This is a genomic window from Streptomyces sp. NPDC006463 (genome assembly GCF_042870715.1).
In the GTDB taxonomy this organism is placed as follows: Bacteria; Actinomycetota; Actinomycetes; order Streptomycetales; family Streptomycetaceae; genus Streptomyces.
Genome location: NZ_JBIAHP010000018.1, coordinates 52,732 through 68,517, shown reverse-complemented (window position 1 = coordinate 68,517; position 15,786 = coordinate 52,732). Strand labels below are relative to the sequence as shown.

15 protein-coding genes are annotated in these 15,786 nt (G+C 72.7%); 4 read left to right on the top strand and 11 right to left on the bottom strand.

All coding sequences use genetic code 11. The features are described 5' to 3' along the window. Window positions 1–4 precede the first annotated feature (4 nt). Window positions 5–1,474, bottom strand: coding sequence for a PLP-dependent aminotransferase family protein (locus tag ACFYOB_RS28655; protein ID WP_388564286.1), 1,470 nt, complete (start codon window positions 1,472–1,474; stop codon window positions 5–7). On the opposite strand from ACFYOB_RS28655, the gene ACFYOB_RS28650 reads away from it, so the two are divergent. Then, on the top strand, window positions 1,473–2,423 hold the full coding sequence (locus tag ACFYOB_RS28650) for a DMT family transporter (RefSeq protein WP_388564283.1): 951 nt from the start codon (window positions 1,473–1,475) through the stop codon (window positions 2,421–2,423). The genes ACFYOB_RS28655 and ACFYOB_RS28650 overlap by 2 nt on opposite strands. Window positions 2,424–2,480: 57 nt before the next feature. Then, on the top strand, window positions 2,481–2,678 hold the full coding sequence (locus ACFYOB_RS28645; RefSeq protein ID WP_388564280.1) for a DUF1918 domain-containing protein: 198 nt from the start codon (window positions 2,481–2,483) through the stop codon (window positions 2,676–2,678). 1 nt (window position 2,679) lies between these two features. Here ACFYOB_RS28645 and ACFYOB_RS28640 read toward each other — a convergent pair whose 3' ends face one another. After that, on the bottom strand, window positions 2,680–3,924 hold the full coding sequence (locus tag ACFYOB_RS28640) for a glycoside hydrolase family 10 protein (RefSeq protein WP_388564278.1): 1,245 nt from the start codon (window positions 3,922–3,924) through the stop codon (window positions 2,680–2,682). A gap of 154 nt (window positions 3,925–4,078) precedes the next feature. Here ACFYOB_RS28640 and ACFYOB_RS28635 point away from each other — a divergent pair, with 154 nt between their 5' ends. Then, window positions 4,079–4,981 (top strand): 3-hydroxybutyryl-CoA dehydrogenase, encoded by a 903-nt coding sequence (locus ACFYOB_RS28635; protein WP_388564275.1) that lies wholly within the window; start codon window positions 4,079–4,081, stop codon window positions 4,979–4,981. Window positions 4,982–4,984: 3 nt separating this feature from the next. Here ACFYOB_RS28635 and ACFYOB_RS28630 read toward each other — a convergent pair whose 3' ends face one another. The 9 genes from ACFYOB_RS28630 to infC form a co-directional block, all read right to left on the bottom strand. Next, a complete protein-coding gene (locus tag ACFYOB_RS28630; RefSeq protein ID WP_388564272.1) occupies window positions 4,985–5,521 on the bottom strand; it encodes an NUDIX hydrolase in 537 nt (178 codons plus the stop codon). Between the two features lie 53 nt (window positions 5,522–5,574). Beyond that, window positions 5,575–6,915, bottom strand: coding sequence for a transcriptional regulator (locus ACFYOB_RS28625; protein WP_388564269.1), 1,341 nt, complete (start codon window positions 6,913–6,915; stop codon window positions 5,575–5,577). A 384-nt stretch (window positions 6,916–7,299) separates the two neighbouring features. Next, window positions 7,300–9,828 carry a phenylalanine--tRNA ligase subunit beta gene (gene pheT / locus ACFYOB_RS28620; RefSeq protein ID WP_388564266.1) on the bottom strand — a complete coding sequence of 843 codons (2,529 nt, stop codon included), beginning with the start codon at window positions 9,826–9,828 and terminating at the stop codon, window positions 7,300–7,302. Beyond that, window positions 9,828–10,955, bottom strand: a complete 1,128-nt coding sequence (gene pheS, locus ACFYOB_RS28615) for a phenylalanine--tRNA ligase subunit alpha (RefSeq protein ID WP_388564263.1) — start codon at window positions 10,953–10,955, stop codon at window positions 9,828–9,830. The genes pheT and pheS overlap by 1 nt, the downstream gene beginning before the upstream one ends. Before the next feature lie 156 nt (window positions 10,956–11,111). Continuing rightward, on the bottom strand, window positions 11,112–12,425 hold the full coding sequence (locus ACFYOB_RS28610; RefSeq protein WP_388564260.1) for an ATP-binding protein: 1,314 nt from the start codon (window positions 12,423–12,425) through the stop codon (window positions 11,112–11,114). A 56-nt stretch (window positions 12,426–12,481) separates the two neighbouring features. Then, a complete protein-coding gene (locus ACFYOB_RS28605) occupies window positions 12,482–13,342 on the bottom strand; it encodes a TrmH family RNA methyltransferase (protein WP_388564258.1) in 861 nt (286 codons plus the stop codon). A 139-nt stretch (window positions 13,343–13,481) separates the two neighbouring features. Beyond that, window positions 13,482–13,868: a 50S ribosomal protein L20 gene (gene rplT, locus ACFYOB_RS28600; RefSeq protein WP_007263143.1), complete on the bottom strand. Its 387-nt coding sequence runs from the start codon at window positions 13,866–13,868 to the stop codon at window positions 13,482–13,484. Between the two features lie 103 nt (window positions 13,869–13,971). Next, window positions 13,972–14,166, bottom strand: a complete 195-nt coding sequence (gene rpmI / locus ACFYOB_RS28595) for a 50S ribosomal protein L35 (RefSeq protein WP_030387121.1) — start codon at window positions 14,164–14,166, stop codon at window positions 13,972–13,974. Between the two features lie 104 nt (window positions 14,167–14,270). Beyond that, complete coding sequence (gene infC / locus ACFYOB_RS28590; RefSeq protein WP_388564501.1) at window positions 14,271–14,975, bottom strand: translation initiation factor IF-3; 705 nt, start codon at window positions 14,973–14,975, stop codon at window positions 14,271–14,273. A gap of 379 nt (window positions 14,976–15,354) precedes the next feature. Between infC and ACFYOB_RS28585 the strand changes: the two genes are divergently transcribed. After that, window positions 15,355–15,732 carry a DUF1844 domain-containing protein gene (locus tag ACFYOB_RS28585; protein ID WP_328924814.1) on the top strand — a complete coding sequence of 126 codons (378 nt, stop codon included), beginning with the start codon at window positions 15,355–15,357 and terminating at the stop codon, window positions 15,730–15,732. Window positions 15,733–15,786: the final 54 nt, after the last annotated feature.

The following is a 15,786-nucleotide window of genomic DNA, read 5'->3' as shown; positions in this document are numbered from 1 at the left end:
GGGGTCAAGCGTCTGGACCGAGGCCTTGCGCCGGTCCGTGCGCCGGACCGTCCGCCGGCCTGCCCTTCAGCCGTCGGACCGCCTCCACCAGTTCGCCGGGGCCGGAGACCCCGGCGAAGCTCAGCCGTACGTACGGACCCGGCGGTTCCGCGCAGAAGTACGGGCGGCCGGGCGCGACCGCGACCCCGGCGCGCAGGGCCGCCGCCGTGAAGCCGGCGTCGTCCTCCCCGCCGGCCGGGCGTACCCACAACTGGTAGCCGCCCGAAGGCAGGTGCGGCAGTTCCAGCCCGGGCAGCTCCCGCCGCAGGGCCCCCGCGAGCACGTCCCGCCGGTGGCGCAGCTCGGCGGCCACCGTCCGCAGGTGGCGCGGCCAGGCGGGTGCGCCGACCAGCTCCAGGGCGGCTTCCTGGAGCGGCCGGGGTACGAAGAAGCTGTCCACGACCTGGATGGCGCGCAGCCGGTCCACCACCGGCCCCCGGGCCGCGAGGGCGCCCACCCGCAGGCTGGGCGAGGTGGCCTTGGTCAGGGACCGGACGTGCACCACCACGCCGTCCGCGTCCTCGGCGGCCAGTGTCGCGGGCAGCGGCCCGGCGTCCTCGTGGGCCAGGGCGCGCGCGTAGTCGTCCTCGACGACGAAGGCCCCGGCGGCCCGGGCGATCCGCAGCACCTCGGCCCTCCGCCCGGGGGCCAGCACCGTCCCGGTCGGGTTCTGGAACAGCGGCTGGCATACGAAGACCCGCGCCCCGGTCGCTTCGAAGGCGGCGGCGAGCAGCTCCGGCCGGACCCCGTCGGTGTCCACCGGGACCGGCACGGGCCGGCAGCCGGAGGCGCGGGCGATGGCCAGCAGCCCGGGATAGGTCGGGGACTCCACCAGGATCGGCGCCCCGGGCGGGGCGAGCGCCCGCAGGGCGGTGGACAGCGCGCTCTGCCCGCCCGCGGTGACCAGCACGTCGGCGGCGACGACCGATCCGCCGATCTCCCGGGCGAACCAGTCGCGCAGCTCGGGCAGTCCCTCGACGGGCGGCCGCCCCCACGCCCCGGGCCGCCGCCCGGCCCGGGCCAGCGCGGCCGCCATGGCCCGCTCGGGCTGGAGGAAGGGGTGCAGGTAGCCGCTGTTGAGCTCGATCACCCCGGGCGGCGGCGCGGCCAGCGTGGTCAGCACCCCGCTGGCGTCCACGGAACGCGGGACGACTTCCCCGGCCCCTTCCACGCTGAGGGCGACCTCCTGCCAGGAGGTGTCCCCGGGCGCGGCGGCCGACGTGCGCGGCCGGGCGCGGAAGACCCCGGCGCCGGGCCGCGTGACGACCAGGCCCTCGGCGGCGAGCTGGGCGAGGGCCCGGGAGACGGTGACGGGGCTGACCCGGTAGTGCTCGACCAGGGCACGGCTCGACGGGAGCTTTCCACCCACCGAGTAGCGGTTGAGCTCGGACCGAAGAGAATCGGCCAGTTCCGCCACACTGCTACGCTCGTACATGACAGCACACAATAGCGCTACCGCTCCGGTGACGATAGCGGTCGAGAATACCGAGGGCCACCCGACCGAGGGCCGCGTGCCAGGAGGCCGCACATCCGGCCGTCGCGGCACCGTCCTCGCCCTGCTCGGTGTGATCGCCTTCTCCCTGACCTTCCCCTCCACCGCCTGGGGCCTGGAGAGCTTCGGACCCTGGTCGCTGGTCGCCCTGCGCAGTGCCCTCGCGGCCGTCATCGCCGGCGCCTTCCTGCTGGCGTGCCGGGTCCCGCTGCCCGCGCGCGAGCACCGGGCGGGGCTGGCCGTCGTCGCGGCCGGGGTGGTCGTCGGCTTCCCCCTGCTCACCACCCTCGCGCTGACCACCTCCACGACCTCGCACGCCGCCGTGGTGGTCGGACTGCTACCGCTGACCACGGCCGCCCTGGCCGCGCTGCGCACCGGCGCACGGCCCTCGCGCCGGTTCTGGGCCGCCGCCCTGGCCGGGGCCGCCGTGGTCATCGGCTTCACCGTGGCACAGAGCGGCGGTTCGCTCTCGGCCGGCGACGCCTACCTCTTCGCCGCGCTGCTGGTGTGCGCCGCCGGGTACACCGAGGGCGGGCGCCTCGCCCGGACGCTGCCCGGCTGGCAGGTGATCGGGTGGGCGCTGGTGCTGTGCCTGCCCCTCAGCCTCGTCGGCTCCGCGCTGGGGCTCACGTACGAGCCGGTGCACCTGACCGGCCACGGGATGGCGGGGCTGGTCTGGGCGGCGGCCGGCTCCACCTTCCTCGGCCTGTACGTCTGGTACCGGGGCATGGCCGAGATCGGCGCTCCGCGGGCCAGCCAGCTCCAGCTCGCCCAGCCGCTGCTGACCCTGGTCTGGTCCGTGGCGCTCCTCGGCGAGCGGCTGTCGCCCGCCGCTCCGGTGGCCGCCTGCGCGGTCCTCGTCTGCATCGCCGTGACCCAACGGGTCAAATAGGGCGGGAACGACCTAAACTGCTAGCACCGGATCGGACCGCCACCGAGGAGGTCAGTTATGCGCGCGACCGAGGGCGACCAGTTGGTGCAGCACGGCAGGATCGTCGGACAGCACGACAAGGTGGGCGAGATCACCCAGGTCCTGGGCGAAAACGGAACTCCCCCGTACCGGGTCCGCTTCCAGGACGGTCACGAGGCCCTGATGGCTCCCGGACCCGACTGCACGGTCCGCCACCCCGCAGAGCCCGAACACTGAATCAGCGCGGGGGCACCGCCGAGCCGTAGTGGTCGGCGACCACCCGGGCCATCGCCCCGTTGGGGTCCGCGGCCACCTGCTTCGCCGAGAAGTAGACGTGGCCGCGGACTTGGGGGTATTCGCGGGCGAACCGGACGTGCTTCGACAGCTCCGCCGGGTCGCGCCAGGCCGCGGTGGGGCTGTCCGCATCGCAGCGGTACAGCGCCTCCCCCACGTACAGCTGCACCTTCGTGCCCGCGACGGTCCGGGCCCACCAGGGGACGATGTCGGCGTAATCGGCGGTCGGGTGCCCGATCTGCCAGTAGGCCTGCGGCACGACGTAGTCGATCCAGCCCTCGGTGACCCACTTGCGGGTGTCCGCGTACAGGTCGTCGTAGGTGCCCAGGCCCGCCCGCGTGGCCGAACCGCGCGGGTCGCGGTTGGAGTTGCGCCAGACCGCGAAGGGGCTGACGCCGAACCGGACCGCGGGCCGAAGCGCCCGCAGCCGCGCGGACATCTCGCTCACCAGGGTGTCGGTGTTGTGGCGGCGCCAGTCGGCGCGGGAGCGGAAGGCCGCCCCGTGTTCCTCGTAGGCCTCGTCGTCGTCGAAGTCCTCGTCCTCGACCGGGTACGGGTAGAAGTAGTCGTCCCAGTGCACCCCGTCCACCGGGTAGCGGGTGACCGCGTCGAGCATGGCTTCCTGGACGAAGTGCCGCACCTCGGGCATCCCGGGGTTGTAGAAGATCTTCCCGCCGTACTCGACGGTCCAGTCGGGATTGAGCCTGGCCGGGTGCTCGGGTGCCAGCCGGTCGAGGTCGGTGTGGTTGGCCACCCGGTACGGGTTGAACCAGGCGTGCAGCTCCAGCCCGCGGGCGTGCGCTTCGGTGACGGCCGTGCCCAGCGGGTCCCAGCCCGGATCCACCCCCTGCTCGCCCGTCAGCCACTGCGACCACGGCTCCAGCCGGGAGGGCCACAGCGCGTCGGCCGCCGGCCGGACCTGGAGGACCACCGCGTTCAGCCGGCGCTTCACGGCCGTGTCCAGGAGGCCGAGCAGCTCCGCTCGCTGCTCGCGGGCCGTGAGCCCGCTCTCGGAGGGCCAGTCCACATTCGCCACGGAGGCGATCCACATCCCCCGGAACTCCGCGGCCCGCGCCTTGCGGGCCCGCGCGGGCGCCGCTGCCGTCGCAGCTCCCGCCCGGCCCGTTGCCGCCGAGGCCAGCGCCCCTGCGGCCCCCGCCAGCAGCCCCCGCCGTCCGATGTACGTCATGTGACGACTCCGTTCCGTTCCGTGACATCGCCCTGTGTCCGCCCAGCATGCCCGCCCCGGCCCGCCACCGCGGGCAAGGTCAGGGGTAACGTCGGGGGGCGTGGCGGGCGCCGGAACGCAGTTACCACTGCCAGGCCCGGGGGACCCGCGATGGATGAGCAGCGAAAGGCACGAAGTGACGGACCTCTCTACCCTCCCGACCGACATCACACGGGTCGGCGTAGTGGGCTGCGGCCAGATGGGCGCGGGCATCGCGGAGGTGTGCGCCCGCAGCGGTCTTGAGGTGAAGGTCGCCGAGACCACCGGCGAGGCCCTGGAGATCGGGCGCACCCGGCTGCACAGCTCCCTGATGAAGGCCGCCGAACGCGGCAAGATCAGCGAGGAGGAGCGGGACGCCACCCTGGCCCGCCTCACCTTCACCACCGACCTCGGCGAGTTCGCCGACCGCGACCTCGTCATCGAGGCCGTCGTCGAGAACGAGCAGGTCAAGACGGAGATCTTCCAGGTCCTCGACCAGGTGATCACCCGCCCGGACGCGATCCTCGCCTCCAACACCTCCTCGATCCCGCTGGTCAAGCTGGCCGTCGCGACCTCGCGGCCCGGCCAGGTCATCGGCATCCACTTCTTCAACCCGGCCCCGGTCCAGAAGCTCGTCGAGCTGATCCCGGCGCTGACGACGGGCGAGGAGACCGTCAAGCGGGCCGAGGCCCTGGTGCGGGACGTGCTGAACAAGCACGCGGTCCGCGCCCAGGACCGTTCCGGCTTCGTCGTCAACGCACTCCTCGTCCCGTACCTGCTGTCCGCGATCCGGATGTTCGAGTCCGGCATCGCGAGCCGCGAGGACATCGACAACGGCATGGAACTGGGCTGCGCCCACCCGATGGGCCCGCTCAAGCTGTCCGACCTGATCGGCCTGGACACCATCGCCTCGATCGCCGACTCCATGTACGCGGAGTACAAGGAGCCCCTGTACGCCGCTCCCCCGCTGCTCCAGCGGATGGTCGACGCGGGCCGCCTGGGCCGCAAGTCGGGCGCGGGCTTCTACCCGTACGGCTGAGTACTACGGCCTGCCCAGCCTGAGGTGGTGCAGGAGCAGCAGCCCGGCCGCCATGTTGGCGGCCGGGATCTCCCCGCGCGCGATCATGTCCGGTACGCGTTCGAGCGGGACCCATTCGCGGCGTGAGGACTCGAAGTCGTCCTCGGGATGACCGGTGTACGTGGCCCCGTCCGCCCAGTAGAGGTGGTGGCGGGCGTCGGTCAGCCCGTTGGACGGCTCGACGGTCATGAGGTGGTGGAGCGGGCCGGGGCGCCAGCCCGACTCCTCCTCCATCTCCCGCGCGGCCGCGGCCAGGGCGGACTCCCCGTCCTCGACCACCCCGGCGGGCAGCTCCCACCCCCAGCTGTCGGTGATGAAGCGGTGCCGCCACAGCAGCAGCACCTCGTTGGCCTCGTTGACGGCCGTGGCGGCGGCGACCGGGCGCAGCCGGATCACGAAGTGGTCCAGGTGCCGGCCGTCGGGGAGTTCCACATCGGCGAGATTCACGTCGAACCAGCGGTTCTTGTACACAGTTTGCTCACTCAGGTTGGTCCACTGCACGGCTGTGCCACCTTCCGTTCGAATTGGTGGCAACATGGCAGCAGTTCACGCCGTCACAGGGGAACGCGCAACGCCCCGTCGATGAGCTGCGCGGTCTCCTCCGCGCCGGAACAACCGCTGGTCAGCAGCTGTTCGCGGACCGCCCGCAGCCGGTCGCGCAGCCGCAGCGACTCCATCCCCTTGGCCCGCTCGGCCATTTCGGCCGCGGCCGCCACCGCCCGGTCCGCCTCTCCCTGGCGCAGCTGGATCTCGCACAGCATCGCGAGCCGGTGCACGCGGCCGCGGTCGTGCGCCGGGGTGCCGACGGCGGCGGTCGCCTGCTCGTGCGCGGCGGCGAGGTCCCCCAGCCCGAGCAGCGCCTCGGCGACCTGGACGTTGACGAGCCCCGGCTGTACGTAGCCGGTCTCGTCCGGTTCGGTGCCCGGCCTGATCCGCTCGGCCGCCGCCTCCGCGTGCCGGATGCAGGCCAACGCGGCGCGGGTGTCGCCCAGTTGGGCGTAGGCCTTGGCCTGCATGGCGTACAGGTCGGCGGCCAGCGCCGGGGTGGTGTGCCGGCCGGCGGCACGCAGCGCGGCCTCGGCGAAGGCCACGGCCTGGCGGTACTCGCGCAGGTGCAGGGACTGGTTGACGATCAGCGCGATGACGTACGCCCCGAGGCCGCGGTCCCCGCTCGCCTTGGCCAGGCGCAGGGCCTGGTGGAAGTAGCGCTGGGCGAGCCCGTGGGCGTCCGAGTCGTACGCACAGATCCCCGCCACCGCCACGAGGGACCCGGTGGCCCGGTGCAGCCGTCGGCCGAGCGCGTCGGGGTAGCTGCCGCGCAGCATGGGCGCCGTCTCGCTGCCGAGGAAGCGGACTATGCGGTCCCGGGTGGCCACCCCGCCGGCCCGGCGGTACATCAGCTCGTAGTGCGCACGGGCGGCCCGCAGGATCTCGATGTGCTCGGGCCCGATCCGGTCCGGGCCCTCGCGGGAGACGTCGGCGTCCTCGGGCGGGTTCTCCCATTCCCAGACGGGGATGACGGCGGGCGTTCCGGTGACCGCCTCGGCGGTGAGCAGCTGGGGCCGGGCCTGCCCGTCGGAACGCCACAGGGCCGCCGCCCGGTCGACGAAGCCGCTCAGCGGGGAGGCGTGCGCGGAGGCGGCCTGGCCGGGCACGCCGAACCCGACGTCGTCCAGCCCGACGGGCCGCCGCAGCCGGCCGCCGAGCACCTCGCAGATCAGGTCGGGGACCTGGCCGCGGGGCCGCTGGCCTTTCAACCACCGGGCGACGGCGGTGTGTTCGTAGCGCAGGGCGAGTCCGCGGGCGCGGCCTGCCTGGTTCACGTACGCGGCGAGTCCGGCGTGGGACATTCCCGCCTCGGCGAGGAGGGCGTCGAGCAGGACATTGGGCTGCATGGGCCGCTCCAAGGGCTCGTCGTTCTCAGGCTAGTGGGTGCGCGGTTCACACGGGGTGTGAACCGTGTACGCGCATAAATGCGATACGCACCCTGCCGCAGACGGGCCGTTCGGCGGTTCACTTAAGGGCCTCGCCAAGAGGCAGCTCGGGTCGTCGGCTCCCCCTCGTACAGTGCGACGACCCGTCACCGCGCCGCCCGTCCTGCTGTCTGCCCGACACTCCACGGCAGGCGGGCGGCGTCCCGGTTCCGCCGGCGCCCGGTTGGTCGCCGGGCCCCGGCGGAACCGGCACCCGACCCACCGGCGCTCAGCGCGGTCACCCGAACGGATGAGGGGCGCATCCGGTGGTCCGGATGCGCCCCTCGACAGGCCTCGCAGCGGGCGCTACGCGCCCCGGAGCACCGCCCCGGTCCGCTCGCCCGCCAGGGCCACGGCCGCGTCACGGGCCGCCGTGGACTCCTCCGCCGTCAGCGTGCGGTCCGCCGCGCGGAAGCGCAGCGCGTACGCCAGGGACTTCTTGCCCTCGCCGACCTGCTCACCGGTGAACACGTCGAACAGCCGCAGCGATTCGAGGAGTTCACCCGCGCCCTTGCGCAGAGCGGCCTCGACGGAAGCCGCCGGAACCGACGCGTCCACGATCAGCGCGACGTCCTGGGTCGCCACCGGGAAGGAGGAGATCCGGGGCGCCTGGAGGGCGTCGCCACCGGCCGCCGCGAGGCGGTCCAGGTCGAGCTCCATCGCGCTGGTGCGGGCCGGCAGGCCCATCGCCTTGACGACTCGCGGGTGCAGCTCACCGGCGTGGCCGATGACCGTCTCCACCCCGTCCAGGGTGACGAGCAGCTCGGCGCACCGGCCCGGGTGCCAGGGGCCGTACTGGCCCTGGCGGACGACGAGCTCGGCGCCGGCCTCGACCGCCAGCGAGCGCGCGGCCTGGACCGCGTCCGCCCAGTCGGCCGGGCGGCCCTTGCCCCACCAGCCGGCCTGCTCGCGCGCACCGGCCAGCACGACCGCGGCGTACCGCGGCTGCGCGGGCAGGGCCGCGTTCAGGGTGGCGATCTCCTCGTCCGTGGGGCGCCGGTCGACGGGCAGCCGTACGGCGACACCCGGCCGCGCGGCGGCCCGGAAGACCGAACCGGTCTCGAAGAGCGCGAGGTCGTGGCTGCCCCGGCTGTCGTTGCGGCGCAGCGCGCCGAGCAGACCCGGCAGCAGCGTGGTGCGCAGCGCCGGCTCCTCGTCGGAGATCGGGTTGACCAGCTTGACGACCTGACGGGTGGCGTCGTGCGCGGGGAGCTGGAGCTGGTCGAAGACGCCCTCACCGATGAACGGGTAGCTCAGCGCCTCGACGTAGCCCGCACCGGCCAGCGCGCGGCCCACCCGGCGGTGCAGCTGCTGCCGCGCGGTCAGACCGCGGCCGGAGGGCACCTGCGGAAGGGTCGACGGGAGGTTCCCGTAGCCCTCCAGCCGGATGACCTCTTCGGCGAGGTCGTTGGGCTCGGCGAGGTCGGGCCGCCACGAGGGGACGGTGATGACGAGCTCGTCCTGGCCGTAGACGTCGCAGCCGATCTCCTGGAGACGGCGTACGACGGTCTCGCGGCCGTAGTCCATGCCCGCGACCCGGTCCGGGTGGTCCGCGCTCATCGCGATGGTGCGCGGGGCGCCCGGGGCGAGGAACTCGGTGACGCCGGCCTCGGCGGTGCCGCCCGCGAGGAGCACGAGCAGGTCGACGGTCCGCTGCGCGGCCGCGGCGGCGGCGAGCGGGTCGACGCCCCGCTCGAAGCGCTTGGAGGCCTCCGAGGAGAGCTTCAGGCGGCGGGCGGTGCGCGAGATCGACACGGAGTCGAAGTGCGCGGCCTCGATGACGACGTCCGTGGTCCCGGTGACGGCGCCCGTCTCGGGGTCGGTCACGGAGTCGGCGATCTCGGTGTTGGCGCCGCCCATGACACCGGCGAGGCCGATCGGCCCGCTGTTGTCGGTGATCACCAGGTCCTCGGCGTCGAGCGTGCGCTTGACCCCGTCGAGGGTGGTGAACTTCTCGCCCTGCTCGGCGCGGCGGACACCGATGGCGCCCTCGATGCTGGCGCGGTCGTAGGCGTGCAGCGGCTGGCCGAGCTCGAGCATCACGTAGTTGGTGATGTCCACGGCGAGCGAGATCGGGCGCATGCCGGCCTTCTGGAGGCGGCGGGTGAGCCAGATCGGGGAGCGCGCGTCGGGGTCGAGGCCGGTCACCGTCCGGGCGGTGAAGCGGTCGCAGCCGGCCGGGTCGTCGACCTTGACCGGGTAGCCGTACGAGTTCGGCGCCGGGACGTCGAGCAGTGCCGGGTCGCGCAGCGGCAGGCCGTACGCGGTCGCCGCCTCGCGGGCGACACCGCGCATGGACATGCAGTAGCCGCGGTCCGGGGTGATGTCGATGTCGAGGACCTCGTCGACGAGCTGGAGCAGCTCGATCGCGTCGGTGCCGACCTCGTGCTCGGGCGGCAGCACGATGATGCCGTGCGTGCCGTCGTCGCCCATGCCCAGCTCGTCGCCGGAGCAGATCATGCCGTGCGAGGTGCGGCCGTACGTCTTGCGCGAGGCGATCGCGAAGTCGCCGGGCAGGACCGCGCCGGGCAGGACCACGACGACCTTGTCGCCGACGGCGAAGTTCCGGGCGCCGCAGACGATCTCCTGCGGCTCGCCGGTGCCGTTGGCCCGGCCGACGTCGACCGTGCAGAAGCGGATCGGCTTGCGGAAGCCCTCCAGCTCCTCGATGGTCAGCACCTGACCGACGACGAGCGGGCCCTTGAGCCCGCCGCCGAGCTGCTCGACGGTCTCGACCTCGAGGCCGGCGTCGACGAGCTTGTGGGCCACGTCACGGCCGGTTTCACCCGCGGGGAGGTCGACGTACTCCCGCAGCCAGGAAAGCGGGACGCGCATCAGATCTCACTCCCGAACGGCCGGGTGAAGCGAACGTCACCCTCGACCATGTCTCGCATGTCTTCTACGTTGTGACGGAACATCAGCATCCGCTCGATGCCGAACCCGAAGGCGAACCCGCTGTACTTCTCCGGGTCCACACCGCAGGCGATGAGCACCTTGGGGTTGACCATGCCGCAGCCGCCGAGCTCGATCCAGCCCTCGCTGGAGCAGGTACGGCACGGACGGTCGGGGTTGCCCACCGACGCGCCGCGGCACACGTAGCACTGCATGTCCATCTCGGCGGACGGCTCGGTGAAGGGGAAGAAGTGCGGGCGCAGGCGCGTGGTGGTGCCCTCGCCGAACAGCTCCTGGACCATGTGGTCCATGGTGCCCTTGAGGTCGGCCATGGTCAGGCCCTCGTCCACGGCGAGCAGCTCGACCTGGTGGAAGACCGGGGTGTGCGTCGCGTCGAGCTCGTCGGTGCGGTACACCCGGCCCGGGCACACGATGTAGACGGGCGGCTTGCGCTCCAGCAGCGAGCGCGCCTGCACCGGGGAGGTGTGGGTGCGCAGCACGACGCCGGACTCGTCGCCCTCGGTGCCTTCCGGCCCCCGGACGAAGAAGGTGTCCTGCATCTGGCGCGCCGGGTGGTCGGGCGTGAAGTTGAGCGCGTCGAAGTTGAACCACTCCGCCTCGACCTCGGGCCCCTCGGCGACCTCGTACCCCATGGCCACGAAGATGTCCGCGATGCGGTCCATCAGCGTGGTCAGGGGGTGCCGGGCGCCGGCGGGAACGCGGTCGTAGGGCAGCGTGACGTCCACGGCCTCCTCGACCAGCACCCGCTCGTCGCGCTCGGCTTCGAGCTCGACCGTGCGGGCCCCGAAGGCCTTGTTCACGGCCCCGCGGGCCTGGCCCACGCGCTTGCCCGCCTCGGCCTTGGCCTGGGGCGGCAGGGCGCCGATCTCGCGGTTGGCGAGCGCCAGGGGCGAGCGGTCGCCCATGTGCGCGGTCTTCGCCTCACGCAGCGCGTCGAGGTCGCCGGCGGACGCGAAGGCGGCGAGCGCCTCGTCCCGCATGCGCTCGATCTCTTCCGGTTTCAGTGCCTCGACCTCGACAGGGTCGTACGACTTGTTCGGTGCCGACATCTCTTCCCGTACTTCCGATGGCTGGCTGGTGGATCCCCGCGCGGCGCGCTCGACCGACACGCTCGCCACGAGGACACAAAGGTGCCAAAGGACGAGTCTAAAGGTCGCTGGGGGTGAAGGGGGCCCGTGGGCCGCCTGGCGAGACGCTCCGCAGTGCTACTGCGTGAGGTACGCCGGGGCGCTCACGGGCAGGATAAATCGGAACTCGGCGCCGCCGCCGGGGCCGCGGCCGACCGTGATGGTGCCGCCGTGCGCCTCCACGATGCCCTTGACGATGTAAAGGCCCAGGCCGGTGCCGCCGCGCTTGCTCCCCCGCCAGAAGCGGGTGAAGACGCGGCCCATCGACTCCTCGGGGATCCCGGGGCCTTCGTCGGTCACGGTGACGGCGGTTCCCTTCTCGTGCGGCGATACGTCGATGGTGACCGTTCCGTCGCCGTGGCGCACCGCATTTTCGAGGAGGTTGCCGAGGATCTGGTCGATCTTGTCCGGATCGGCCCACAGGTCGGGGAGCGGGCGGCTCACCCGTACGAGGAACCGCTCGGGGGCCTGGCCGTTCGCGGTGAGCGCCTGGACGTGGCGGCCGACGGCGGTGGCGATGTCGACCGGCTGGCGGCGCACCTCCAGGCGGCCGGAGTCGATGCGGGAGATGTCGAGGAGCTCGGCGATGAGGCGGGTGACGCGGTTGGCGTCGGCGTCGACGGTCTCCAGCATCAGCCGCTTCTGGTCGTCGGTGAACCGCTCCCACTTGGCGAGCAGGGTCGCGGTGAACCCCTTGACGGAGGTGAGCGGGGAGCGCAGCTCGTGGGCGACGGTGGCGATCAGCTCGGCGTGGCTGCGCTCGGTACGGCGGCGGGCCTCGGTGCCGCGCAGGGTGACGACGAGGCGGCGCAGCGGGCCCGTGGGGTGGGTGCGGACGTACCGGGCGGAGACCAGCACCTCGCGCCCGCCGGGGAGCAGGAGGTTGCGCTCGGGCTGGCCGCGGCGGGTGGCGAGGCCGCCGTACGGATCGGTCAGCGCCCACCAGCGGCGGCCTTCGAGGTCCTCCAGCGGCAGCGCCCGGCCGATGGGCGCCCCGAGGGCCTGCCGGGGGTCGGTGGCGGTCATCCGGGCGGCGGCCCGGTTGAAGCAGATGACCCGCCCGGTGGCGTCGGCGACGACCAGTCCGTCGGGCAGCTCGTCGGGATCGATCCCGAACCCCTCGCCCGCGTACGCCGGGGCGGCCGGGGCGCCGTCGGTCTGCGGGAACGCACCGGTGCGGACCACGGGGCCGTGGCCCCGCCCGCCCGAGGCCGCCTGCGGCGGTACCGCCGGCAGTCCGTCGCGGGCGTCCGCGCGGGGCGGGCCGGCGGCGGGCTGCGCGGCCGCGGTGCCCTGCACGTGCGCCCGGGCCTGCGGGAACCACCCCTCGGCCGCGTCCGCGGCGCCCGCGGCCCCCGCGGCGCCGGGTGAGCTGTTCGTACCGACGGTCATGTCCCCGTACCCCACATCTCCGAGTAGCGCAGTGGGCCCCCCGGGCCGCCACATTACTAGCTGGGGGTCACGGAGCGGCACCCTCCGGGAGCCCGCTGTGCACGCGCGGAGGCGTACAGGCACACGGCGGCGGCCGTCGCGAGGTTCAGGCTCTCGGCCTTGCCGTGGATCGGGACCCGTACGACGGCGTCCGCGAGGGCCCGGGTCTCCTCCGGCAGACCCCAGGCCTCGTTGCCGAAGACCCAGGCCGAGGGGGTCCCCATGGTGCCCGCGTCCAGCTCGGCGTCGAGGTCGTCCTCGCCCGCCCCGTCGGCCGCCAGGATCCGCACGCCCGCCGCCCGCAGGCCCTCGACGGCCTTCTCCACGGGGACGCCGACCGCCACCGGGAGGTGGAAGAGGGAGCCGACGGAGGCCCGTACGGACTTGGGGTTGTAGGGGTCCACGGAGGCGTCGGTCAGTACCACCGCGTCCGCGCCGGCGGCGTCCGCGCAGCGCAGCACGGTACCGGCGTTGCCGGGGTCGCGGACGTGCGCGAGGACGGCGACGAGCTTCGGCCGGGCCGCCAGGATGTCCTCGAAGGGCGAGTCCAGGAAGTGGCAGACGCCGACGAGGCCCTGCGGGGTGACGGTCTGCGAGACCTCGGCGAGCACCTCGTCGGAGGCGTAGTGCACGCGGGCGCCCGCGCTCAGGGCGGCGTCGACGATCTCGGAGTAGCGCTCGGCGGCCTCGACGGTCGCGAACAGCTCGATCAGGGTCGACGCACCCGCCGGGCCGCGGTGCTCGACGGCCTCGCGGACCGCCTGCGGGCCCTCGGCGATGAACCGGCGCTCCTTGGTGCGGAAGTTCCGGCGCGCCAGTCGCCTGGCGGCGGCCACCCGCGGGGATCGGGGGGAGATCAGCTCGGCGGGGGTGCGCATGGTCTCAGGGTTCTCTCTCGCGCGGGGCGCGGGGTCGCGGGCGGGGGTGCCCCTAAGGTGCGGGGCGAACGCACACGGACCCGCAGGCAATCGCCTGCGGGTCCGTGGGTGCCGACTGCTTTACGCGGCCGGCAAAGCCTTACGCAGCAGCCTTGGGGGCGTTGACGTCGGCCGGGAGGGCCTTCTGCGCGACCTCGACCAGCGCGGCGAACGCGTTGGCGTCGTTGACGGCCAGCTCGGCGAGGATCTTGCGGTCCACCTCGATGTTGGCGGCCTTCAGACCCTGGATGAGGCGGTTGTACGTCATGCCGTTCTGGCGGGCAGCGGCGTTGATGCGCTGGATCCACAGCTGACGGAAGTCGCCCTTGCGCTTCTTGCGGTCGTTGAAGTTGTAGACCAGCGAGTGGGTGACCTGCTCCTTGGCCTTGCGGTACAGGCGCGAACGCTGACCGCGGTAGCCGGAGGCCGCCTCGAGGATTGCCCGGCGCTTCTTGTGGGCGTTTACTGCCCGCTTGACGCGTGCCACTTTTTAACTCCTTGTAGCGGGGCCGTGGGTGTCTTCACACGGCCCGAATTCGATGGGGTCCCGGTCTTGACGTCACCGCTCCCGGCAGGGGGAGCGGAGGACGTCACTTGCCGAGAAGCTTCTTGATCTTCGCGGCGTCGCCGGGGGCCATCTCCGCGGTGCCGGTGAGGCGGCGGGTGACACGGGACGACTTGTGCTCGAGCAGGTGGCGCTTGCCGGCGCGCTCACGGAGCACCTTGCCGGAGCCGGTGATCTTGAAGCGCTTCTTGGAACCGCTGTGCGTCTTGTTCTTCGGCATAGCGCCGTTATCTCCTCGTCGGTGGCGCTCCCACCGGTCCGGTACCGGACCGGTTCGTGGGAGCGTCATGTTGTATCGGTGATCCGAGGCGGGCTGCCCCGGAATCAGGCCTCGGTGTTCGGCTCCTGGGCGGGCGCCTCGTCGGCGACAGCCTCGGTGGCCTCGACCTCGGCAACCTCGGTGGCCTCCACCTCGGCGGCCTCCCCGGAAGGAGCCTCGTCGCCGGTGAGGGCGACACCCTGGCGCTCGGCCTTGCGGGCGGCCTGCGCCTCGCGGGCTTCGGCCATGGCCTCGGTCTTCTTCTTGTGCGGACCGAGGACCATGATCATGTTTCGGCCGTCCTGCTTCGGGTTCGACTCGATGAACCCGAGGTCCTCGACGTCCGAAGCGAGGCGCTGCAGCAGTCGGTAGCCGAGTTCCGGCCTGGACTGCTCGCGACCACGGAACATGATCGTGATCTTGACCTTGTCGCCCTGCTTGAGGAACCGAACGACGTGACCCTTCTTGGTGTCATAGTCGTGCGGGTCGATCTTCGGCCGGAGCTTCATTTCCTTGATGACCGTGTGCGCCTGGTTCTTGCGCGCCTCACGGGCCTTCATGGCCGACTCGTACTTGAACTTGCCGTAGTCCATGAGCTTGCAGACCGGCGGGCGTGCGGACGCCGCGACCTCGACCAGGTCGAGGTCGTACTCCTGCGCGAGCTCAAGCGCCTTGGCAAGCGGCACGATGCCGACCTGCTCGCCGCTGGGACCGACAAGCCGTACCTCGGGAACGCGAATCCGGTCGTTGATGCGGGGCTCGGTGCTGATGGATCCTCCTCGGTAGCACCAGACGACTGCCTGGCAGACAGCCGCTGACGTGTATTTCCGTCAGACCGACCGCAGCGGGGAGAATGAAAAAAGCCCCGCCGGGCACAGGCAGGGGCTCCAAAACGACCGGAGCACCGCCGCGTGCGAACCGCGGGGCGCAGACTCGGGCAGCTTTCCATCGTCCGTACGGAACGATGGATGCCGCCTGACCGGTGACCCGCCTCCCGTGAGGGTGGTCGGGTGGGAGATCGGAGCCTCCACTTGTGGGCCGGGGACATACGTCTCCGGCCGGTCGTGACCCAATATAGCATTCCGCGCCGGAGCCGCTCACCCGGTGCTCCGGTCGGGGGCACCCGCCGACCGGCTTATCGTGTGAAGCATGACTGACGCGACCCTCCCCGCCGACCCCGCTGCCGACGCCGCCCCCGATTACGACGCCATGACCCGCGACATCGCGGACGTCCCCGCGGTCGAGGTGATCACCACGGTGGCCGTGCACCTGCTGAGCGCCGCGGCGGTCAACCTGGGCCTGGACAAGCCGGATTCCGAACACAAGGACCTCGACGAGGCCCGCAAGCTGATCACGGCCCTGGCCGGCCTGGTCACCGCGAGCGCCACCGAGATCAGCTCCTTCCACGCCGCCCCGCTGCGCGACGGCCTGAAGTCGCTCCAGCTCGCCTTCCGTGAGGCCTCGATCGTCCCGGACGAGCCGGGCCAGGGGCCGGGCGAGAAGTACACCGGCCCGGTCTTCGGCTGATCGAGCCCCACCCCCGGCACCACGACGGCCGGTGCGCCCCGCGAAGGGGCGCAC

Excerpts from the sequence above, each read along its gene's own strand:
- ACFYOB_RS28635 (WP_388564275.1), top strand. The coding sequence starts at position 4,079 with ATGAGCAGCGAAAGGCACGAAGTGACGGACCTCTCTACCCTCCCGACC.
- ACFYOB_RS28605 (WP_388564258.1), bottom strand. The coding sequence starts at position 13,342 with ATGCGCACCCCCGCCGAGCTGATCTCCCCCCGATCCCCGCGGGTGGCC.
- ACFYOB_RS28650 (WP_388564283.1), top strand. The coding sequence starts at position 1,473 with ATGACAGCACACAATAGCGCTACCGCTCCGGTGACGATAGCGGTCGAG.
- ACFYOB_RS28585 (WP_328924814.1), top strand. The coding sequence starts at position 15,355 with ATGACTGACGCGACCCTCCCCGCCGACCCCGCTGCCGACGCCGCCCCC.
- ACFYOB_RS28645 (WP_388564280.1), top strand. The coding sequence starts at position 2,481 with ATGCGCGCGACCGAGGGCGACCAGTTGGTGCAGCACGGCAGGATCGTC.
- pheS (WP_388564263.1), bottom strand. The coding sequence starts at position 10,955 with ATGTCGGCACCGAACAAGTCGTACGACCCTGTCGAGGTCGAGGCACTG.
- ACFYOB_RS28655 (WP_388564286.1), bottom strand. The coding sequence starts at position 1,474 with ATGTACGAGCGTAGCAGTGTGGCGGAACTGGCCGATTCTCTTCGGTCC.
- ACFYOB_RS28640 (WP_388564278.1), bottom strand. The coding sequence starts at position 3,924 with ATGACGTACATCGGACGGCGGGGGCTGCTGGCGGGGGCCGCAGGGGCG.
- pheT (WP_388564266.1), bottom strand. The coding sequence starts at position 9,828 with ATGCGCGTCCCGCTTTCCTGGCTGCGGGAGTACGTCGACCTCCCCGCG.
- ACFYOB_RS28610 (WP_388564260.1), bottom strand. The coding sequence starts at position 12,425 with ATGACCGTCGGTACGAACAGCTCACCCGGCGCCGCGGGGGCCGCGGGC.
- rpmI (WP_030387121.1), bottom strand. The coding sequence starts at position 14,166 with ATGCCGAAGAACAAGACGCACAGCGGTTCCAAGAAGCGCTTCAAGATC.
- ACFYOB_RS28625 (WP_388564269.1), bottom strand. The coding sequence starts at position 6,915 with ATGCAGCCCAATGTCCTGCTCGACGCCCTCCTCGCCGAGGCGGGAATG.